The following is a 20,883-nucleotide window of genomic DNA, read 5'->3' as shown; positions in this document are numbered from 1 at the left end:
ACGCCGGTCCACCACCGCCTCAGGGGGCGGGAGCCCCGGAACCCGTCCGGAGCTCGCTCACCCGCCGAGGGTCGCTAGGGTGAGTCTCGCACGCTCAGGCGCGCTGACGCCACTCGGAGCCCTGCTCCGGGGACGCAGGCACGGCGACGGCCTTGTCGCCTTCCTTCAGGTCCGATGTCACCAGATCGAGCAGCTCCGTGGCGATACCGATGACCTGGTGCGGCGTGTAGCCGCTGGCGCGAAGCTGGTTGAAGAAGGTGCGCGCCAGGATCCGGGTGCCCTTTTGATCGGTGCTCACAGTCAATGCCTCCAAATTTGGGGGCGGCGCGAACAACGAGGGCCGCCGGCTAATCACTTGAGCCTTGTTCTTCAACCCCCGTGCCAGTCGTTCTCTTCCAAACGGATTCACCAGCAGTTCCCAGGGGTTGAAGAGCCGCGCGGGTCGGCATGGGGTGAATTGGGGTGCGAAGGGGGCTACGCACCCGGGGGAACCCCCGAGGGAACTGGATGGCCGGGTGCATCACGAGGTACGCACCCGTTCCGCGGCGGCGAGCCCCTCGTGGTTTCAAGTGCTTGCAATCTTTCAGCGGGGTGGAGCAGAACGCGCCCCCCACCAGGAGCGAATGGCAATGGCGTATCGGGTGAACAACATCGGGCTGTGGCTGGACGAGCCGGAGGAGCTGCTCGGTCAGCGGGCCGCGGAGAAGCTGGGCGTCACCCGCTCCGACCTGGCCTCCGTGCGGGTGGTGCGCTCCGTGCTGGATGCGCGCAAGAAGGGCAGCCCGCGCTACATCTACACGCTGGAGGTGGAGATGGCGCCGGGGCGCAAGCCCAAGCAGCTGCCGCCGGACGTGGGCGAGGCGCCGCCGCCCCCCGAGCCGCTGACGTCGGTGAAGCCGCCCGAGCAGTGGCCCATCATCATCGGCACGGGCCCCGCGGGGTTGTTCGCCGCGCTGGGGCTGCTGGAGCGCGGCGTGAAGAGCATCCTCATCGAGCGGGGACGCGAGGTGGTGGCGCGGCGCAAGGACGTGGCGAAGCTGATGCGCGACGGCACGTTGGACCCGGAGAGCAACATGAACTTCGGGGAGGGCGGCGCCGGCGCGTACACGGACGGCAAGCTGTCCACGCGCATCAACCACCCCATGGTGCGCAAGGTCATCGAGGCCTTCGCCCGCTACGGCGCGCCGGACGCCATCCTGGTCGAGGGCAAGCCGCACATCGGCTCGGACCTGCTGCCGGGCGCGGTGGCGAAGCTGCGCGAGGAGCTCATCGCTGGCGGCTGCGAGGTGCACTTCGGCCAGCGCGTGGACGACCTCGTCTACAAGGACGGCCGCGTCGCGGGCGTGAAGCTCGCGGACGGGCGCACGCTGGAGAGCGACCGCGTCATCCTGGCCCCCGGCAACTCCGCGCGCGAGCTGTACGAGCGCTTCGCCGCCGACGGCCGCGTCAGCGTGGAGGCCAAGCCCTTCGCGCTGGGCTTCCGCGCCGAGCACCCGCAGACGCTCATCAACGGCATCCAGTACGGCAGCGCCGCGAAGAACCCGAAGCTGCCCCCCGCCGACTACAAGCTCGCGGAGAACCTGGACGTCGACGGCGAGGTGCGCGGCGTCTACTCGTTCTGCATGTGCCCGGGCGGAATCGTGGTGCCCACGCCCACCGAGGACGGGCTGCAGTGCACCAATGGCATGAGCAACTCGCGCCGCAACGCGCGCTACGCCAACGCGGGCATCGTCGTCTCCGTCTCCGTGGCGGACTTCGAGCGCGAGGGCTTCCACGGACCGTTGGCGGGCCTGCAGTTCCAGCGGCACTGGGAGCAGAAGGCGTACGAGCTGGGCGGCGGGAAGTTCTTCGCCCCCGCGCAGACGATTCCGGACTACCTGGCCGGGCGCGTGAAGAAGGACCCGGGCGGCACCAGCTACCGTCCGGGCCTGGCGCACGTGGACCTGAACCGGCTGTTCCCGGAGCGGCTCACCACGTCCCTCAAGCAGGCGCTGAAGACCTTCGACCGGAAGATGCGCGGCTTCATCAGCGACGAGGGCAAGCTCATCGGCATCGAGAGCCGCACGTCGTCCCCCGTGCGAATCACCCGCGGCGAGGACCTGCAGTCGGTGTCCTGCAAGGGCCTGTACCCCGCGGGCGAGGGGTGCGGCTATGCGGGCGGCATCGTCTCGTCGGCCATTGATGGATTGCGCGTCGCGGAGCAGATTGCCACCGAGCTGGCGTGAGCCACGCCCGCGCCCCAACAGAGGGAGCCCTGCCATGCGTTACGTCGTGCGCACTCCGGATGGTGAGCTGACCTACCCCAGCCTCCTGGACGTGGAGCGCGCCTACGTCCAGGGCCTGGTGGACGCCGATGACGAGGTGCGGGAGGAGACCTCCCAGACGTGGCGCAAGGCGGGCAGCCTGCCGGTGCTCGCGCGCGCGAAGTCGCCGTCCTCGGGGCTGGCGGCGCGAGGCCAGTGGCTCACGGTGGCGGGCGCGGTGCTGGTGGGCGCGCTGGCCCTGTCCTTGGTGCTGCGCGACTCCTGGCACCTGCGCATCCTGGGAATCGTCCTGGCCCTGGTGGTCAGCTCGCTGCTCACGCGGGTGACGTTCAAGGCCTTCAAGCGGCCTCCGCCCCAGGCCTGAGGCCCGCCTCCTCCCCTGCTCTCCAGCCGGAGGGCCCGACGCCCGCCGACATCGGCAAGCGCACGGCCCATCTTGTCCGCTGGAAGTCAGCCACGCGAGAGGGGAGGACGCACTTGCTCAGCACCTACCTGTCCAAAGATGCCGCCCGCCGACTGCGCCATGGAGCCCCCTGGTTGCGCCGGGAGGACATCGTCTCCATGGAGGGAACGCCCCAACCCGGCGAGCCCGTGCAGCTGCGGGACGAGGACGGCGCGGTGCTCGGGCTGGGGGACGTGGACCTGGAGGCCTCGCTCGCGGTGCGGCGGCTGGGCATGCCGGACGAGGCGGTGGAGGGGCTGATTCCGCGCCACCTGCGCCGCGCCTTCGAGCGCCGGGGCCGCATGGTGGACGACCCGCGCTTCTGCCGGGTGGTGAACGATGACGGGGACGGGCTGCCCGGCCTCATCGTGGACCGGTACGACACCCACTTCGTGGTGCAGACGCTGACGCGCTCCATGGACGCCCGGCACCAGGACATCACCCGCGCGCTGGTGGAGGTGACGGGCGCCAGCTCGGTGCTGCTGCGCAACGACTCCCCGCGCAGGAAGGCCCTGGGACTGTCCACCCAGCGCCCCCATGTCCTCTACGGCACCCCACCCCGCTGGTGCCGGCTGCTGGAGCTGGGCGCCAGGTTCACCGTGGACCTCACGTACGGCCAGGGCACGGGCTACGCCTATGACCAGAGGGAGCTGCGCCGCGTGGTGGGCCGCATGGCCTGGGACGGCCGGGTGCTGGACGCCGCCTGCAACGTGGGCGGGCTCTTCGTGCACGCGGGCCTGCACGGGGCGCGGCACATCCTCGCCTTCGACGCGGACGCGGACGCGGCGGACCTGGCGCGCGAGAACGCCGAGGCGAACGGGCTTCTGGGGCGCGTGCTGGTGGAGAAGGGCACCGCGCTGCAGGCCCTGCGCGCGGTGCGGGAGACCTTCGACCTGGTGCTGCTGGACACACTCCGGGTGGCGACCGAGGAGGAGTTCGTGGAGCACCTGCGGTACGCGCTGCGACGCACCCGGCATGGGGGCCGGCTGATGGTGGTCGGCTATCACCCACCCCTGGCGTTCGGCGGCTTCGACGAGCTGGTGGCCACCGCGTGCGAGGCGGAGGCGCGAATCGCCACCCGGCTGGCCCGGCCCGGACTGCCTCCGGACCACCCGACGCTGGTGGGCTCCCCCGGCGCGGAGTACCTGGACACGGTGGCGCTGGAGGTGAGCTGACGCGGGAAAGCACCGCTCCGCCGTGGGGAGTGCTAGTGTCCGCGCCCGCGATGACCAACGAAAACGCCCCCCAGACCGCGACCTCCACCCCGGCGGATTCCGTCGAGACCGTCCGCAAGGTGTACGCGGCCGACCTGCGTGAGAAGGACCGCGTCCACACCGTCTTCCGCGTCACCAAGAAGGAGAAGGTGACGGCCCGCAGCGGCAAGGTGTTCCTGGCCCTGACGCTCGTCGACAAGAGCGGCGAGGTGGACGCGCGCGTGTTCGACAAGGTCGACGCGCTCGAGCCGTCCTTCCAGTCCGGCGACTTCGTGCTCGTCCAGGGCAACGTCATCCAGTTCCACGGCCGCACGCAGGTGGTGGTGGAGGGCCTGGAGCGCCTGGACCCCGAGCCCCTGGACCCCAAGGAGTTCGAGCCGCCCCCGGCGCCTCCCGTCGAGGCCAAGGCCGCCCCGGAGGCGAAGCCCGCCGCCGAGCCGCGCGCCGAGAAGGCCGACAAGGGTGAGAAGAGCGAGAAGAGCGAGCCCCGTCACGACGGCGGCGGTGGCGCCCGGGCCGCGGGCCTCATCCGCGAGCTCATCAACGAGCGCATCAACGATCCGTTCGTGAAGCAGCTCCTGATTGCGTTCCTGGACGACCCGCAGGTGGCCGCGGGGCTGCCGGTGGCGCCGGCCGCCAAGGGCATGCACCACGCGTGGCGCGGCGGCCTGGCCGAGCACCTGCTGTCGGTGATGCGGCTGACCCTGCGGGTGGCGGACCACTACCCCATGGCGGACCGGGACCTGCTGCTGGCGGGCGCGTTTCTGCACGACGTGATGAAGGTGGCGGAGATCTCCCCGGACAAGGGCTTCGACTACACCGACGAGGGCAAGCTCGTGGGCCACCTGGTGATGACGGCCCAGAAGATCCGCGAGAAGACGCTGTCCATCCCCGGCTTCCCGCCGCTGCTCGAGAACCACCTCACGCACCTGGCCATCTCGCACCACGGGCAGCTGGAGTACGGCAGCCCCAAGGTGCCGATGACCATCGAGGCGCACATCGTCCACGCGCTCGACTCGCTCGACTCGCGCATCGCCTCGTGGCTGGAGGCCATGCAGCGCGACTCGAACGAGAAGTGGACGGACGTGCTGCGCCACTACGACCGGCAGCTCTGGAAGGGCCCCCTGCCCACCGTGCGCGGCCGCGGACCCGTCGAGGGTGGCGGCGGTGGTGGCGGTGGCCGCCGCAAGTCGCGCGAGGAGAAGCGCAAGAACCGGGGCGACAAGGCTCCGCAGCAGCAGGCCCCTTCGCATGAGGGCGGCGCGCCGGTGGTGGCGCGTGAGGAGCAGCAGCCGCAGCAGCGTCCTCCCCGCCGCGAGCGGCCGCCTCGCGAGGACCGGCCTCCCCGCGAGGACCGTCCGCCGCGCGAGGAGCGCGCCCGGGACGAGCAGCGCGCGCCCCGCGAGGAGCGTCCGCCGCGTCCGCCGAGGGATCCGAACAGCCTGCCGAAGGAGCTGACCTTCAAGCCCTTCAGCGCGCTGACGACGCTCTCGGGCGACAAGAGTGGCGAGGGTTCGTCGGAAAGCTGAGTCGTCATGGCGAAGAAGCTGGGTGAGCGCCTCATCGAGGCGGGGCTCGTCAACGCCGGGGCCGTGGAGCAGGCCCTGGAGCACCAGAAGATCACCGGCCACAAGCTGGGGGACTGTCTGGTGGAGCTGGGGCTCCTCCAGGAAGCGGCGTTGCTGCGCTTCCTGGCCGCGGAGTTCCAGACGCGCTTCGTGAGCGCGGACAAGCTGGCCAAGGCGAAGATCGCCACCGAGGTGCTCGACAGGCTCCCGGTGCGACTCGCCGAGGCGCAGAACGTGCTGCCCCTGGCGGTGGACCCGGACCGGAAGCTGTTGTCCGTGGTCGCCGCCGAGCCGCAGAACAAGGCGCTGATGGACGAGATTGCCCTCGTCACGGGCATGTCGGAGGTCTACGCGTACGTGGGCCTGCGCGGCGCCATCGCCGCGGCCATCCGCAAGCACTACTACGGCGACCCCACCGCGTTCGCCGCGCTGCTGGAGGCCGCGAGCGCGCAGTCCGGCCCCGCCGAGTCCACGTCGCGCTCCGGCGCGCCGGAGCACAACCGCACGTCCACCAGCAACCGCAGCAGCCTGTCCTTCCGCATGGAGACGGACCCGCGCATGCGGGTGCAGCGCCCCAGCGGCGGCACACAGGTGGCCGGGCGTCCGTCGTCCACGCAGCGGCGCGAGCCGGGTGGCCCGCGCGGGCTGGTCAGCGACATCGACTACGTGGAGACGCTGGGCATCCTCGTGGGGCTGCTGGAGCAGGACCGCCAGCGGCACCGGGGACACTCCGCGCAGCTGGCGCGGCAGGCGGGCATCGTCGGTCAGCGCATGGGCATGCCCCACAAGGAGCTGGCCGCGCTGTCCATCGCCGCGTACCTGCACGACCTGGGCAAGCCGTCCGAGCGGCACTTCTCGCTGGCGAGCAACGCCGTCAACTCGGAGTGGAAGGCGCAGGCCCGCGCCGCGTGCCGCGCGCCCACGAAGCTGTTCGAGACGGTGCACCTGCCCGCGCAGGTCAACACCATCCTGGCGCAGCTGTATGAGGCCTGGGATGGCTCGGGCACGCCCCAGGGCGCCAAGGGAGAGGAGATCACCCTGGGCGCGCGCATCCTCGCGGCGGTGGACAGCTTCCTGGAGCTGACCAAGAACCCCGGCAACGCGCTGGGCAAGGCCCTGCCCAAGGAGCAGGCCCTGGAGCACCTGCGCACGAACGCGGGCGTGCTCTACGACCCGGTGGTGGCGGACATCGTCATCCAGTTGCAGAGCGGCGAGCTGCTCCGCCACCGGCTGGAGAGCGAGGGCCGGCAGGTGCTCGTGGTGGAGCCGGACGAGACGGCTCGCGGCGAGCTGCTGGAGGCCGTGCTCAAGCAGGGGCTGGTGGCCCATGCGCTGTCCACGCAAGAGGGCGCGCAGGATGGCCTCGCCCGGCAGGACTGCGATGTCCTGGTGGTGAGCCTGCGCTTGGGTCAGCAGGAGGTGTTGGATCTGCTCCAGCAGGCCCGCTCCGCGCCGGAGACGGCGGGGCTGCCCATCGCGGTGGTGGGTGAGCCGGATGCGCCCACGCGCGAGCGGCTGATGATGGGCGGCGCGACGGAGCTGCTGCCTCCCGGGGACAAGTCCCTCGTCGCCAAGGCGGTGCGCGCGCTGCTCGAGGACCGGGTGCTGCACAACGGCCCGGGTCGCGTGGTGCGTGGCAGCTTCGACGAGCTGCCTCCGAAGGAGCTGCTGCGCACGCTGGGCAGCGCGAGGAAGAGCGGCAAGCTCAACCTGCGTCAGCACACCCTGGAGGGCTCGATGCACCTGGAGAGCGGCCGCGTCGTGTTCGCTTCATTCGGCGGACACACGGGAGAGCCCGCGCTCCAGGCGCTCTTGAAGCTCAAGCAGGCCGACTTCCAGTACGACCCGGACGCGCTGCTGCTGGACGTGCCGCAGATGGACCAGGACCTCCAGGCCCTGGCCGGCGGCGTCAGCGCAGGTTGAGGTTGAAGAGGGCGGCGGCGTTGGCGGTGGTGACCTCGGTCACCGTCTCCAGCGTCACGCCCTTGAGCTCCGCCAGCTTCCGCGCGGTCTCCACCACGTGCGAGGGCTCGTTCTTGCGCCCCCGGTGCGGCACGGGCGCCAGGTACGGGCTGTCGGTCTCCACCATCAGCCTGTCGAGCGGCGCGAAGCGCACCGCGTCCTGCAGCGCCTCCGTCTTCTTGTAGGTGATGACGCCGGAGAGCGAGAGGTAGAAGCCCCGGTCCAGGTAGCGCCGCGCGGCGTCGGTGTCTCCGGTGAAGCAGTGGATGACGCCCTTGGGCACGCCCACCTCGCCGAGAATCGCGTCGCAGTCCTCGTGCGCGTCACGCACGTGCACCACCAGCGGCTTGCCCAGCTTCACGGCCAGCTCGCACTGGTGTCGGAAGATGCGCGCCTGCGCCTCCCGGGGCGAGTGGTCGTAGTAGTAGTCCAGGCCGGCCTCGCCCACGGCGCGGACCTCGGGCCGGGCGCAGGTGCGCTCCAGCGTGGCCAGGTCGTCCTCCGTGGCGCGCGCGGCCTCGTGCGGATGGATGCCGAGCGTGGGCGAGAGGAACTCCGGATGCGCGGCGGCCAGCTCCAGTGCGTTGCCCCACTCGCCAGGACCGTGGAACTGGCCCACGACGATGGCGTGGATGAGGCCCGCGGCGCGCGCGCGCTCCAGCACCGGGGCCGCGTCCGCGAAGTCCTTCACTTCCAGGTGGCAGTGCGCATCCACCAGTCTCATGTCCCCTCCTGAAACAAGTCGTCCAGTTCCTGCCGTGCCTCGGGTGAGGTGAAGGTGCTCACCGCCGCGCGCACGTGCTCGCGGCCCTCGGGGAGGCCCAATCTCCAGAGCCCATCCGCCGCGTCCAGCCGGTCCTCCTCCTGGGCGCTCACGTCCCGCAGCAGCGCGAGCAGCCAGGGCAAGGCCCGCTCGTCCCCCAGGCGCCCCAGGCCGCGCGCGGCGGCACCCCGGCAGGAGTCCTTCGGGTCATCGAGGATGGCCTTCAAACGCTCCAGCGCGCCGGGCGCCTTCACCTCGCCGAGCAGCTCCACCGCGAGCGCGCGGTCCTGACTCCACTTCTTGCGCGAGCGCTGGAGCAGGTGCGCCGCGCCGTCGGCGTCACCCAGCCGGGCGAGGACTCCCGCGGCCTGCGTCTTGTCGAAGGCGGGGAGCAGCCAGCGGCCGAACAGCTTCTTCACCGCGGGCAGCGCGCGAGCGTCCTCGAGCTCCGCCAGTGCACCCAGGGCGCGGAAGCGGAGCAGGTCCGCGTCCAGCGCGTCGATGAGCACCTCGAGCCCCGCGGGGTGCTTGAGGGCGGCGATGCCTCGCGCGGCCTCGAAGCGCACCTCGGGGACGGAGTCCTCCAGCATGCCCGCGAGCGCACCGCGCAGCTCGGGACGGGCCATGTCCGCCAGTCGGCCCGTGGCCTCCAGGCGCACCAGCGACTCCTCATCGCGAAGCCGCGAGATGAGCAGCGCGATCGCCTCTTCTTGAGGCAGCACCACGGTGGCCAGCGCGATGCCCGAGCGCTTCACCTCGGGCTGCGCGTCCGACAGCATCCGCGGCACGACCTCCGTGAACTCGGGCGCGCGCGAGGGCACCTCCGCCGCGAGGTGATGGAGTTGCTCGGCCGCCTCCGCGCGAAACGCGGGGCGCTTCTCGTTCTCCAGCGCCAGCAAGGCCCGGTCCCGCTCCGCACGCCAATCCGTCACGTCCCATCACCTCGCTTGCCCGACAGCGTCCGCTTCGAGCACCTCGAGCGAACAGGGGCAGGGGGTTGCCACCCTGCCCCGTCCGCGCCGACTACTTCACGTCGCTGCCCGGCGGCACGTTGCCCGGATCCAACAAGGACAGGTCCTTGCCGCCCGGCCCCGCCGTCAGGAGCATGCCGCGCGACGAGATGCCCTTGAGGCTGCGGGGCTTCAGGTTCGCCACCACCACGACGTTGCGCCCCACCAGCGACTCCGGCGCGAACGCCTCGGCGATGCCCGAGACGATGGTGCGCGGCCCCGTCGCCTCGCCCACGTCCACCGTGAGCTTCAGCAGCTTGTCCGCCTTGGGGACCTTCTCCGCCGCGAGCACCTTGCCCGACTTGAGCACCACCTTGGCGAAGTCCGCGTACTCGATCTCAGCGGACGCCTCCCCTGCGCCCTCCGTCGCCTGCGTGACGGGCGCGGCCTCGGCCGGCTTCTTCTCCACCTTCTTCTCCTTGCCACCTTCGGCCTTCTTCGCCTCCACCGCCGGAGCCGGCGCGCCGCCCGCGGGCAGCGAGAGGATGGCGTTGACGCGCTCCTCCTCCAGCCGGGGCAACAGCGGCTCCGGCGTGCCGATGGGACGGCTGCGGTCCAGCAGCGGATACTTCCCGCCCTCCAGCGCCTGGAACGTGAGCGGCGGCGCGCCCAGCTGCGCGAACAGCTTCTCGGACAACCTCGGCGTCACCGGGCCCAGCAACGCGCCCAGCAGGTACACGACGTCCGCCGCGTCGGAGAGGTCCGCGCGCGCCGCCTCCGCGTCCTTCTTCACCAGCGCCCACGGCGCCTGCGCCTGGACGAAGGCATTCGCAGCCGACGCGATGTCCGTGATGACGCGGATGGCGTTGCGGTACTCGAGCTTCTCGAACGCCTCGCGCACCTCGCCGACCCGGGCCAGCACCGACTCCACCAGCGCGCGTCCAGGCCCCTCGGCCCGACCCGGCGCCAGCTTCCCGCCCAGCGGCCCGGCCAGGAGCGACAGCGCGCGGTTGGCCAGGTTGCCCACGTTGTTGACCAGCTCCCCGTTCACCCGCAGACGGAAGTCCTTGAGGTTGAGGTCCAGGTCCTCCACGCCCGCGCCCAGGTTGGCCGCGTAGAAGTAGCGCAGGTAGCTGGGGTCCAGCTGGTTCAGGTAGTCGCGCACCGGAATCATGGTGCCGCGGCTCTTCGACATCTTCTCCCCGTTCACCGTGAGGTGGCCGTGGACCTTGATCTCGCTCGGCACATGCAGGCCCGCCACGTCCAGCACCGCGGGCCAGAACAGCGCGTGGAAGTAGACGATGTCCTTGCCGATGAAGTGGACGATGCGCGCGCCGCTGTCCTTCTCCCAGTAGTCCAGCGCGCTCTTCGCCTTGCCCGTCTCCTTCGCCCACTTCTCCGTCGTGGCGATGTAGCCGATGGGCGCGTCCAGCCAGACGTAGAAGTACTTGTCCGTCTCACCGGGGATGGCGAACCCGAAGTAGGGCCCGTCACGGCTGATGTCCCAGTCCGCGAGCCCCTTCTCGAAGAAGCCCTGCAGCTGCGTCGCGAGCCCCGGGTGGAGGAAGCCCGGCTTGCGCAGCAGCGCCTGGAGGAAGTCCGCGTGCTTCGAGAGCTTGAAGAACAGGTGCGCCGAAGACTTGCGCACCGGAGGCGTCCCGCAGAGCGCACAGCGCGGCTCGATGAGGTCCGTGGGGCTGTACGCCTTGCCACACTTCTCACAGACGTCACCGTACTGGTCGGGCGACTTGCAGTTGGGACAGGTGCCCTTGATGAAGCGGTCCGGCAGGAACCGGCGGTCCTTCTCGCAGTACGCCTGTTCGACGTCCTTGCGCTCGATGTCGCCCTTCTCCTTCAGCCGCCCGTAGATGAGCTCCGCGTAGTGGCGGTTCTCCGGCGAGTTGGTGGAGTGGAAGGAGTCGAAGCGCACGTCCAGGTCGTGGAAGTCCTTCTGGTGCTCGTCCTGGAAGCGGGCGATGAACTCCTCGGGCTTGAGCCCGTGCTTCGCCGCGTTGAGCTCGATGGGCGTGCCGTGCGTGTCGTCCGCGCAGAAGTAGACGACGTCCTTGCCGCATGAGCGGAGGAAGCGCACGTAGATATCGGTCTGGATGTACTCGACGGCGTGCCCGAGATGGATGGGGCCGTTCGCGTACGGAAGCGCACTGGTGACGAGGATTCTCTCCGCCATGGACTCTCCTGGGGGCGGCGGACATTAGCCGCTCGGGGGGCCGAGGTCATCGACGGCGTGGGGCCGCGCGCACGAATGCACGACGGAGCCGGGGATGTTATCGACCGGATACGAATGTGCACCATCGTCATCCTTCGTCAGGTCCACCCCGAGTGGCCGCTGGTGCTCGCGGCCAACCGGGACGAGTTCTACGCACGTCCCACGACGGGCCCCCAGGTCCTGCTCGAGTCCCCTCGCGCCGTCGGCGGACGGGACGTGGAGCGCGGCGGGACGTGGATGGGAGTGACTAACGAGGGCCTCTTCGTGGGCCTGACGAACCAGCGCGGAGGACAGGGGAAGGGCCCGGCCCCCCGCTCGAGGGGAGAGGTGGTCCTCCAGGCCCTGCGGGCCGCCAGCGTGGAGGGCATCGAGCGCTACCTGGACACGCTGTCCGGCGAGGACTTCCTCCCCTTCAACCTCCTCTACGGCGATGCCCGGACGCTGCGGGTCGCCTACGCCAGGACGGGCCAGGCCGAGCTGCGGCGCGAGGACGTCCCCCCAGGCATCCACGTGCTCCCCAATGACGTGCTCGACAGTCCGGAGCTCCCCAAGGTGGCGCGAGCCCGGATGCTCGCCGCCGAGCTGCCGCACGAGCCCTGGCCCCGGTTCGAATCCGGGCTCAAGGCCCTGCTCGGGGACGACCTGCTGCCCCCGGAGAGCGGGACGCCGCGCCCCGCGCCCGGGGAGTCGCTGCCCCCCGACTTCCTGCGTCGCCTGCAGGCGCTCTGCATCCATACGCCCGCCTATGGCACGCGCTGGTCCTCCATCGTCGCCCTGGCTCCGGGACGCGTGGGGCATTACCTGGTGTCGCAGTCCGCGCCGTGCGAGGGCTCCTGGGAGGACATCACGGGGATGCTCGATGTCCCCCCTCCCACGACGCGCTGAGCCCGCGGCGCCCCTCGCCCAGGCGCGCCAGCAACCGTGAGAGCAGGGGCCACGGGTGCGCGCCCTGCTCGGCGCCGAGCCCGCGCAGCGCGCGATGCAGCGCCACGAAGTCCCGCGCCACGTCCGGGTCGTCGAGCACGGCGCCCCCTCCGGGAAAGAGGTCGTCGACGAGCGCCACGTCCTCGTCTTCCCATCCACGGCGCGACGGCGGCCTGAGCAGGGCCACCGGCACGAGCATCCCGCACAGCACCCCGGGGCGACCGCTCTCGGCGTGCAGCGCGTGGACTTCACCTGGAGGAATCACGACGAGGCTTCCGGGCGGCGCCATCAGCCGGACACCTCCGCAGCACACCTGCTGGACATGCCCCGCGTCCAGCGTGAGTTGGAGCTCGTCATGGACATGCAGGGCCTGCGTGGTGGCGCGGCCACTCACCCGATACAGCACCAGTCCCGGGTATGTGCCGGGTCGCCAGACCTGCGCCGTCGCATGCCCGTCCCACTCCGTCACCATCTCCCGCTCCCCGCGTCGATGTACGGGAAGCTAGACGCCGATGTGGGTTCGGCGCAGCCAGCCCCCGGGACACAGGCCGTGTCGTCGGGCCGGCACTCGCCTCAGGCCGGACCGGCGGGCGCGGGCTCGCCCACGAGGACGCGTGCCCGGCCGTCCATGGAGAGCTTCACCTCCTCGACAGTGCCGAAGCCGGACTCACGCGCCAGCTCCGCCAGGTGACGCATCCACGGGTTGTAGGGCATCCCGTTGTCCGAGCAGCACGGCACCACGGCGAACGGCAGCCGATGTCTCGCCGCGTATTCGATGATGACGCGCGTGGCGCCGTCCGGGTGCATTCCCACCACCAGCTCCGCCTCGCACGGCTCGTCCAGCGTGAAGATGCGCTGGGCATACGTCACCGGCAGGTGCTTGTGCCGCAGGTCGAACGTGGTGACGGCGCGGCCCCGCCGGGTCAGGGCCTCGTTGAGGCGCCCCTGCCCTCCCGCCACGTCGAAGACGCGAGGGGCCATGAAGCGCGACACGATGAAGTCCGCGAAGAGGTCGAAGCGACGCTTGTCCGCCATACGCGGCCTCCTCTACCCGAGCCGGACTCCGAGTGCACGTCCCAGTGTGCCCGCCCGCTCCCTCAGGCGCCGAGGCACACCGTGGCCAGGAGCCGCTCGATGACCAGCCGCCCGTTGCCCGAGGACTTCAAGGACAGGTCCGCCTCCGCGCACGCCACCAGCGCGCCCAGCAGCTCCTTGCGCTCGTAGCCCGCGGCCGCCTTCATGCTGAAGGTGAGCGCCCACGCGTTGGGCATCTTGCGCCGGGTGCCCTTCAGCTCCGCCTCCAGCTTGGGGAACACCCGGGCCTCCACGTCCTTCGCGGTGCGCGGCGGCGTGCCTCCCGCGTAGCGCGTCAGCCACTCGTGGCTCTCCAGCAGCGTGCGGACGATGGAGGCCACCGCGCCCAACAGCTGCAGCGCGTGCGTGCCCTGCCCCATCGCGTCCTCCGCGTAGGACAGCGCGCCGCGGAAGTCGCGCTTCTGGAGCGCCTCCGACAGCTCGAAGAACTCCTCCTCGCGCGCGTGGTGCACCAGCATCACCACGTCGGAGCGTTCGATTGCGGGGCCCTCCGAGTACGTGGCCAGCTTCTCCAGCTCCGACTGCAACAGGCGGATGTTGCCGCCCACGCGCTCCTTGAGCTCCTCCAGCGCGCCGGGCCCCAGCTTCTTCTTGAAGGGCGCCAGGAACTCCTTGGCGATGTCGGAGAGGTCCAGGTCCTTGTGGCGCGCGGCCACCTTGCGCTCGACGACGTGGCCCTTGTCCTGCGCCAGCTTCACCAGCGGGTTCTTCGCGTCCACCTCCGTGGCCGCCATCACCAGCGCGTGTCCCGCAGGCGCGCCCTTCTGGATGAGCTCGATGAGCGCGGTGGCGTCACCCTCCGGGGCGCTGATGCGCTCCTCCTTGCAGAAGGCCGCGGCCTCCTTCAGGAACGCCACGTCCGCCTCGGCGAGGTCGACGTTCAGCTCCTCCTTCCACTGCTCCACCGACGGCGCCCTGGACGCGGATGGGTCCAGCTGGTCCACGCCCCAGCCCGCGCGCGCCGCCAGCGCCAGCAGCCGCCGCGCGCCCTCCTTGCGCTTGCCCGCCTTCCACGCCTCGCGCGCCTTGGCGAGCGGGTCTCCCCGCCCCTTCTTCGGCGCGAGGAACTCCGGGTCCCTCACCACCACGACCTTGCGGCCGGGGAACAGCGGCATCGTGGCCAGCTCCTGCGCCACCTCGCGCGGGCTGCCCGCGTCCAGCGTGACCAGGTTGAGCCCCACCGCCGCGTCGGGCACCAGCACCTTGACCAGCTCGTCGGCGCCCTTTCGGACCAGGAACTCCTCGCCCCACAGCAGGTACAGGGGCGAAAGCTTCCCGGCCTTCACGCCCGCCAGCACGTCATCCAGCTCCGAGCTCATCGGGACGTCTCCGTGAACAGGTCGATGAGCATCCGCTCCAGCTGCAGCCGGGGCGCGCCGTTGCGGGCCACCGCCGCGCGCGCGCCGTCGAGCAGCGCGTGGCGACGGTGCAGCCACGCATCGGACAGGCGCGCGCCCACCTCCACCGCCAGCTGGCGCAGGTCGCGGTTCGCCAGCGCGTCCTCGCGTCCCACCTTGGCCAGGGCCACGTCGCGCGTCCAGAGCGTCAACAGCTCCAGCGTCGCCTCCGCGTCCTCGCGCGAGCCGCCGTGCTCGTCCGCGAAGCGCAACAGCCCCACCGCGTTGTCGCCGCGCAGGTTCTCGAAGGCCGTCACCACGTCCTTGCGGCGGGCCAGCGCCTCCACGTCCAGAGACAGCGCGCGGCCCAGGCTGCCTCCGGCCATGATGGCCGCCAGCTGCGCGGTGTCCGCGTCCAGCTTGCGCTCGGTGCGCACGCGCTCGGCGACCAGCTCCACCGGCAGCGGGCCGAAGTGCACCTTGCTGCACCGGCTGCGGATGGTGGGCAAGAGCTTGTCCATGGCGCTGGCCACCAGCACCAGCGTGGTGTCCGCGGGCGGCTCCTCCAGCGTCTTGAGGAACGCGTTCTGCGCCTGCACGTTCATCGCCTGCGCGGAGACGAGGATGGCCACCTTGCGGCGCGACTCCAGGCCGCGCAGGGCCAGCCGCTCCTGCAGCTGGCGGATCTGCTCCACGCGCAGGTCCCGGCTCGGCGTGCCCGTGAAGTCCGAGCGCCCCGCGAGGCCCCGCGACACGCGCTCGTCGTCCGGCATCACCCAGGTGACGTCCGGGTGGAGGCCGCGCGAGACGCGCGTGCAGCTGGCGCAGGTGCCGCAGCCCACGTCCGGCTGCTCGGGGCAGGTGAGCGCCTGGGCCAGGCCCACGGCCGCTCGCTCCTTGCCCACGCCCTCCGGCCCCGCGAAGAGATACGCGTGGTGCACCGCGCCGGAGCGAAGTGCCGCCTGAAGTGAATCAATCGCGCGGGGCTGTCCCAGCACCGATGCGAGGGTCATGGCGCGTGTATCCCCGCTTGCGCGCCACGCGTCAACCGCTGCCTTGACCCCCCATGTACGCGCGGGAGAGAGTCAGGGGGCCTTGCTGCCTTTCCTCCAGAGCAATCTGTCCCTGGCCGTCGGCGCGATACTGGCGCTGGTGCTGCTGGGAACCCGGGCCTCCAGCCAGGACGCGGACCTGAAGCGGGACCTCACCGGGGCCCTGCGGCTGATGGTGATGTTCCTCATCCTGCGCGTGGGCGCCTGGGCGCTGCCCGCCACCACGCCGCCCGGGCCGATGAAGGCGCTGCAGGTCGCCTGGATGCTGACGTTCGCCTTCGGCGTCATCCGCGCGGGCGTGGGCTTCGGCCTGAAGCTGGCCCGGCTGCGCTCGACGTCGGTGGGGACGCCGAAGATCCTCCGCAACGTCATCGACTTCCTGCTCTACACGCTCGCCGCGGTGCCCATCGTCCAGACGCAGCTGGACCTGGACCTGACGGGCCTGGTCGCCACGTCCGCGGTGCTGTCGGTGGTCATCGGTCTGGCGCTCCAGGAGACGCTGGGCAACCTCTTCGCGGGCCTGTCCCTGCAGTTGGACAAGCCCTTCGAGGTCGGCGACTTCGTGCGCATCGGCGAGCACGTGGGGCGCGTGGCGCAGGTCAACTGGCGCTCCATCCGCATCATGACGTTCCGCCGTGAGCTGGTGACGCTGCCCAACTCCATGGTGGCCAAGGAGCAGCTCAAGACGTTCAACCAGGACCGCGAGCCGGTGGGCGTGGACATGCAGGTGCGCGCCACGTACGAAACGCCGCCCAACGTGATGAAGGCGGCCCTGCTGGACGTGGCGCGGGAGATTCCGCAGGTGCTGGTGGACCCGCCGCCCATCGCCCGCACGCTCGCGTTCGACGAGCAGTCGGTGCGCTACATGCTGCGCTTCTTCGTGAACGACTTCTCGCTCGCGGACGCGACCATCGCGGAGGTGCACACGCGCCTGTGGTACCGGATGCGGCGCGACGGAATCGAGCCGCCCGTGCCCCACCGCGTGGTGCGCATGCGCGAGGACGCGGCCCGGCCGGAGCTGCCCGCGCACACCGTGCTGCGCCTGTTGCGCGCGGTGGACCTGTTCGAGCCCCTGAAGGACGCGGACCTGGAGCGGCTGGGCCAGGAGGTCCACGTGCGCCGCTTTGGCCGCGACGAGCACATCATCCAGGAGGGCGATGATGGTCGGACGTTCTACGTGCTCGCCTCCGGCGAGGTCAGCGTGCGCGCCGGCAAGTCCCAGTCCGAGGTAACGCGGCTGGGCCAGGGCGGCTACTTCGGCGAGATGTCGCTGCTCACCGGCGAGAAGCGCGCCGCCACCGTGGTGGCCCTGGAGGACTCGCTGCTGCTCGAGGTGGACCGGCCCACCTTCGCGCGGCTGTTCGGCGAGCACCCCAACCTGGCCCGGCAGCTGTCCTCCATCCTCGCGCAGCGGCGCACCCAGCTGCGCGCCGTGGCCCAGGCCAGCGGCGCCACCGGGGACCCCATCCCCGCCGAGGTGGGCCGCATCCTCGGCCGCCTGCGCCAGATCTTCGGCCTGCACGGCTCCCACCACGAGTAGCCCGCACCGGGCCTCCCGAAGCCCCTTCCCCGCCCTGGTCGTGCCCGCCCACCCTACCTGCCAGGGGGTGCGTTTCTGGGGGCCTCCAGGCCGCCCCGTCTCCGAGGGAATGTCAGACCCTTCCGGTAGTCTCTCTTCATTCCCGCTACCGGAAAGGAAGTCGTCGACATGACCACCCCTCGTGAGAACCCGTGTGTCTCGGTCAACCAGCTCGGCCAGTACCTCACCGGAACGCCGTCGCTGCGAAAGCGCATCATCCAGGGACAGAAGAACCCGGTGGATCCGCAGTACCTGCGCTACCCCGCGGCGGCCCAGGCCATCACCGAGTTCCTCTGCGAGGGCCGGGACGAGGTCATCCTGCGCTACCACCAGCGCCGGATGCTCAACGCCCAGGCGGACTCGGACTTCGACGCGCACCGGCTCGCCCTGTGCGCGGAGGCGCTCCAGCGCTGCCTCGTCGCCACGGAGGACCTGGCCACCCGCGCCGTGGCCAGCCCCGCGGACCCGGAGCTCGCGCCCCTGGAGCTCGCCGGCGTCGCCGTGAAGGTGCGCCCCGAGGTCCTCCTCCGGGGCGTGGACGCGCGCGGGCAGATGCGCTCGGGCGTGCTGAAGCTCTACTTCTCCAAGCACACGCCGCTCGACGAGCGCGCCGGCCAGTACATCGCCACCGTGCTCCAGCTCTTCGCCGAGGAGCGGCTGGAGCAGCAGGGGCCCGTGGACCCGCGCCTGGTGGGCGTCTTCGACGTGTTCGCCGGCCGCCTGTTCGTCGCGCCGAAGGCCCGCCAGCGCCGGCTCCAGGACGTCGTGCTCGCCTGCGAGGAGATCGCCGGCCGCTGGAACTTCCACTGACGGCCCGCGGGGCCCGTGTCCGCTTCCGGGACACGGGCTTCCCGCATCCGCGAACGGCGCGGAGCCCGCGGCGGGCCTCCCTCCAGGGAACCTGGGGGGTTGCCTCGCTCCAGGAGGGCTGGCATGGCCTTCGCTTCGGGGGCCCGCCATGGACTCGCTTCGTCAGGACTTCCGCTACGCGCTGCGCACGCTGAGGCACACGCCGGCCTTCACCCTGGCCGCCGTGGTGACGCTCGCGCTGGCCATCGGCGCGAACACCGTCCTCTTCAGCGCCATCCACGCGATGCTGCTCAAGCCCCTGCCCTTCCAGGCGCCGGAGGCGCTCGTGCGGCTGTGGTGCCAGCAGCTGGACTTCCCTCAGGCGTCCGTGTCCCCGCCGGAGCTGCTCGGCTGGCGGGAGCATGGCCATTCGTTCGCGCAGCTGGCCGGCTTCGCCCGTCGGGACATGAGCCGCACGGGGGCGGACTCCGCCGAGCGCGTCCGCGCGGCCCGCGTCACCCCCAACTTCTTCCAGACGCTCGGCGTGACACCCACGCAGGGGCGCGACTTCCGGGACGAGGACGCGCAGCCGGGCAATCCCCCGGGCGGCGTGGTGGTGAGCCATGCCTTCTGGAAGAAGGCGCTGGGCGGAGCCTCGGACGCGGTGGGCGGGACGGTGCGGTTGGACGGGCGCACGTACACCGTCGCGGGCGTGCTGCCGGAGGGCTTCACCTTCCCGGAGTTCTCCGAGGACGTCGACGTGTGGCTGCCCAACTGGCTGGACCCGGAGTCGCACGGCAACCACTACATGAGCGTCATCGGGCGGATGGCCCCGGGCGTCACGCTGGAGGCGGCGACGGCGGACCTGGCGCGGGTGGCCCAGCTCATCGCCCGGCCGGGCGCGCCGGGCGAGAAGGCCCACGGCGTGACGACGGACCTGTGGCAGCGCTACCTCACGTCCACCTCGCGGCCGGTGCTGTGGGCGCTCTGGGCCGCGGTGGGCTTCGTGCTGCTCATCGCCTGCGCCAACGTGGCCAACCTCCTGTTTGTGCGAGCGCTGGCGCGGCAGCGGGACGGCGCCATCCGCGCGGCGCTCGGGGCCAGTCGGGGTCGGCGCATCCAGCAGGCGCTGGCGGAGAGCGTGCTCCTGGGCCTCGTCGGCGGGCTGGTGGGCCTCCTGCTCGTCATGTGGGGCATGGAGCTGGTGCGCGCGCTTCTGCCAGCCTCGATGCTGCGCATGACGCCGGTGGAGCTGAGCGTGCCCGCGCTGCTGTTCAGCGTGGCGCTGTCGCTCGGCGCCGGGTTGCTCTTCGGCCTGGCGCCCGCGCTGCACACCTCCGGTGCGGACGTCCTGCCGCTGCTCAAGCAGTCCGGGAGCGCGGCGGGCGCGCGCGCCAATCACCCGCTGCGCAACGGGCTGGTGGCCGTGCAGCTGGCGCTGGCGCTGGTGCTGCTGGTGGGCACGGTGCTGATGGTGCAGACGCTGCGCAACCTGCAGGCGGTGGACCCCGGCTTCGACGCGGAGCGGGTGCTGCATGCGCGGCTGGCGCTGCCGGACCTCAAGTATGGCGGCCCCGACCAGCAGCGCGGCTTCTTCGCCGACTACCTCGAGCGCCTGCGCGCGCTGCCGGACGTGGAGAGCGTGGGCATGGTCAACGACGCGCCGCTGGGGGGCACCAACTCCAACGGTGACTTCACGCTGGAGGGGGCGCCGCGGGACTCGGGGCTGCGCTACGTCACCGAGTACCGGGTGGCCTCGCCGGGCTACTTCCGGGCCCTGCGCGTCGCGCTGCGCGAGGGACGCGACTTCGACGGCCGCGACTCGGAGAAGGGCGCCCCCAGCGTCATCGTCAACGAGGCCTTCGTGCGCAAGTTCCTCGGCGGCGGCGAGGCGCTGGGCCGCAGGGTTCGCCTGGGCTGGAGCGACAACGAGCCCTTCCGCGACATCGTCGGCGTGGTGGCGGACGTGCGTCACAACCGCCTGACGGAGCCCGCCCAGCCGGAGACCTACCTGCCGTACGAGCAGTACCCGGTGCGCACCATGTCCATCCTGCTGCGCACCTCGCGCGAACCCTCCGCCCTGGTGGCCGCCGTGCGCCAGGAGCTCAAGGCCGTGGACGCGGAGCAGCCCGCGTACGACGTGGCCCCCTTCGTCGACCGGATGGACCGGCAGGTATCCCGGCCCCTGGCGACGGCGCGGCTGCTCGCGGCCTTCGCGGCGCTCGCCGTGGTGCTCGCGGGCGTGGGCGTCTATGGCGTCATGGCCTACGCGGTGGGCCAGCGCACCCGGGAGCTGGGAATCCGCCTGGCATTGGGCGCCCACCCCAGACAGGTGCTCGGGCTGGTGATGCGTCAGGGCCTCATGCTCACGCTCCTGGGCGTGGGGGTGGGCCTGCTGGCGGCCTTCGGCTGCATGCGCCTGCTCGCGGCGCTCCTCTATGGTGTGAAGGCCCACGAGCCGGGCGTGTTCCTGGGAGTCGCGGCGGCGCTGGGGTTGGTGTCGCTCCTGGCCACGTGGATTCCCGCGCTGCGCGCCAGTCGGGTGTCACCGTCCGTGTCACTGCGCGCGGAGTAGCTTCCGCCGCTGGCGGAACGCCGCGCCCAGGCAGCTTCAAGGCCCCGCCACGGGCCCGCGCCAGCTCGGCGGGCAGGCATGGGGTGACTTCGCCCCAGCCCCTGCGTTCCACGCGTTTACGGGCACCAGCGGACGTCCTGCT

17 protein-coding genes are annotated in these 20,883 nt (G+C 71.4%); 9 read left to right on the top strand and 8 right to left on the bottom strand.

The features are described 5' to 3' along the window. Nucleotides 1-94: 94 nt before the first annotated feature. Nucleotides 95-298, bottom strand: coding sequence for a hypothetical protein (locus tag AC6JA9_RS17200; RefSeq protein ID WP_174816750.1), 204 nt, complete (start codon nucleotides 296-298; stop codon nucleotides 95-97). A gap of 331 nt (nucleotides 299-629) precedes the next feature. Here AC6JA9_RS17200 and AC6JA9_RS17195 point away from each other — a divergent pair, with 331 nt between their 5' ends. The 5 genes from AC6JA9_RS17195 to AC6JA9_RS17175 all read left to right on the top strand — a co-directional run bounded on the left by AC6JA9_RS17195 (nucleotide 630) and on the right by AC6JA9_RS17175 (nucleotide 7,411). Continuing rightward, the gene (locus AC6JA9_RS17195; RefSeq protein WP_046713058.1) at nucleotides 630-2,225 is read left to right on the top strand and encodes an NAD(P)/FAD-dependent oxidoreductase; all 1,596 of its coding nucleotides are present in this window, start codon (nucleotides 630-632) and stop codon (nucleotides 2,223-2,225) included. 34 nt (nucleotides 2,226-2,259) lie between these two features. Continuing rightward, nucleotides 2,260-2,628 carry a hypothetical protein gene (locus AC6JA9_RS17190; protein WP_141323166.1) on the top strand — a complete coding sequence of 123 codons (369 nt, stop codon included), beginning with the start codon at nucleotides 2,260-2,262 and terminating at the stop codon, nucleotides 2,626-2,628. Nucleotides 2,629-2,741: 113 nt separating this feature from the next. After that, nucleotides 2,742-3,881, top strand: coding sequence for a class I SAM-dependent rRNA methyltransferase (locus AC6JA9_RS17185; RefSeq protein ID WP_223746898.1), 1,140 nt, complete (start codon nucleotides 2,742-2,744; stop codon nucleotides 3,879-3,881). Between the two features lie 50 nt (nucleotides 3,882-3,931). Then, on the top strand, nucleotides 3,932-5,449 hold the full coding sequence (locus tag AC6JA9_RS17180; RefSeq protein WP_497960164.1) for a 3'-5' exoribonuclease YhaM family protein: 1,518 nt from the start codon (nucleotides 3,932-3,934) through the stop codon (nucleotides 5,447-5,449). Nucleotides 5,450-5,455: 6 nt separating this feature from the next. Beyond that, nucleotides 5,456-7,411, top strand: a complete 1,956-nt coding sequence (locus AC6JA9_RS17175) for an HD domain-containing phosphohydrolase (protein WP_223746896.1) — start codon at nucleotides 5,456-5,458, stop codon at nucleotides 7,409-7,411. Here AC6JA9_RS17175 and AC6JA9_RS17170 read toward each other — a convergent pair. The 3 genes from AC6JA9_RS17170 to metG form a co-directional block, all read right to left on the bottom strand. Next, a complete protein-coding gene (locus AC6JA9_RS17170; RefSeq protein ID WP_046713053.1) occupies nucleotides 7,398-8,174 on the bottom strand; it encodes a TatD family hydrolase in 777 nt (258 codons plus the stop codon). The genes AC6JA9_RS17175 and AC6JA9_RS17170 overlap by 14 nt on opposite strands. Next, nucleotides 8,171-9,145, bottom strand: a complete 975-nt coding sequence (locus tag AC6JA9_RS17165) for a HEAT repeat domain-containing protein (RefSeq protein WP_223746894.1) — start codon at nucleotides 9,143-9,145, stop codon at nucleotides 8,171-8,173. Before AC6JA9_RS17165 ends, AC6JA9_RS17170 begins: the two co-directional genes overlap by 4 nt. 91 nt (nucleotides 9,146-9,236) lie before the next feature. Further along, nucleotides 9,237-11,351, bottom strand: coding sequence for a methionine--tRNA ligase (gene metG / locus AC6JA9_RS17160; RefSeq protein WP_497960163.1), 2,115 nt, complete (start codon nucleotides 11,349-11,351; stop codon nucleotides 9,237-9,239). 75 nt (nucleotides 11,352-11,426) lie between these two features. Between metG and AC6JA9_RS17155 the strand changes: the two genes are divergently transcribed. Further along, complete coding sequence (locus AC6JA9_RS17155) at nucleotides 11,427-12,275, top strand: NRDE family protein (RefSeq protein ID WP_497960161.1); 849 nt, start codon at nucleotides 11,427-11,429, stop codon at nucleotides 12,273-12,275. Here AC6JA9_RS17155 and AC6JA9_RS17150 read toward each other — a convergent pair. From AC6JA9_RS17150 to holB, 4 genes are all read right to left on the bottom strand, one after another. Further along, complete coding sequence (locus AC6JA9_RS17150) at nucleotides 12,235-12,786, bottom strand: AraC family ligand binding domain-containing protein (protein ID WP_223782926.1); 552 nt, start codon at nucleotides 12,784-12,786, stop codon at nucleotides 12,235-12,237. The two genes, AC6JA9_RS17155 and AC6JA9_RS17150, sit on opposite strands and share 41 nt — an antisense overlap. 101 nt (nucleotides 12,787-12,887) lie before the next feature. Beyond that, complete coding sequence (locus AC6JA9_RS17145) at nucleotides 12,888-13,349, bottom strand: hypothetical protein (protein WP_141323158.1); 462 nt, start codon at nucleotides 13,347-13,349, stop codon at nucleotides 12,888-12,890. Between the two features lie 62 nt (nucleotides 13,350-13,411). Further along, the gene (gene holA, locus AC6JA9_RS17140; RefSeq protein WP_141323157.1) at nucleotides 13,412-14,728 is read right to left on the bottom strand and encodes a DNA polymerase III subunit delta; all 1,317 of its coding nucleotides are present in this window, start codon (nucleotides 14,726-14,728) and stop codon (nucleotides 13,412-13,414) included. Beyond that, nucleotides 14,725-15,759, bottom strand: coding sequence for a DNA polymerase III subunit delta' (gene holB, locus AC6JA9_RS17135; protein WP_223746890.1), 1,035 nt, complete (start codon nucleotides 15,757-15,759; stop codon nucleotides 14,725-14,727). Before holB ends, holA begins: the two co-directional genes overlap by 4 nt. A gap of 82 nt (nucleotides 15,760-15,841) precedes the next feature. Between holB and AC6JA9_RS17130 the strand changes: the two genes are divergently transcribed. The 3 genes from AC6JA9_RS17130 to AC6JA9_RS17120 all read left to right on the top strand — a co-directional run bounded on the left by AC6JA9_RS17130 (nucleotide 15,842) and on the right by AC6JA9_RS17120 (nucleotide 20,741). Then, nucleotides 15,842-17,338, top strand: a complete 1,497-nt coding sequence (locus AC6JA9_RS17130; RefSeq protein ID WP_223746889.1) for a mechanosensitive ion channel family protein — start codon at nucleotides 15,842-15,844, stop codon at nucleotides 17,336-17,338. A 168-nt stretch (nucleotides 17,339-17,506) separates the two neighbouring features. Then, complete coding sequence (locus AC6JA9_RS17125) at nucleotides 17,507-18,187, top strand: hypothetical protein (RefSeq protein ID WP_223746888.1); 681 nt, start codon at nucleotides 17,507-17,509, stop codon at nucleotides 18,185-18,187. Between the two features lie 148 nt (nucleotides 18,188-18,335). Further along, nucleotides 18,336-20,741: an ABC transporter permease gene (locus AC6JA9_RS17120; protein ID WP_497960158.1), complete on the top strand. Its 2,406-nt coding sequence runs from the start codon at nucleotides 18,336-18,338 to the stop codon at nucleotides 20,739-20,741. Nucleotides 20,742-20,883 lie beyond the last annotated feature (142 nt).

This window comes from Myxococcus sp. MH1, from assembly GCF_059738865.1.
Note: the sequence above shows the minus strand (reverse complement) of the source record. Positions and strands in the feature narration are given on the sequence as shown.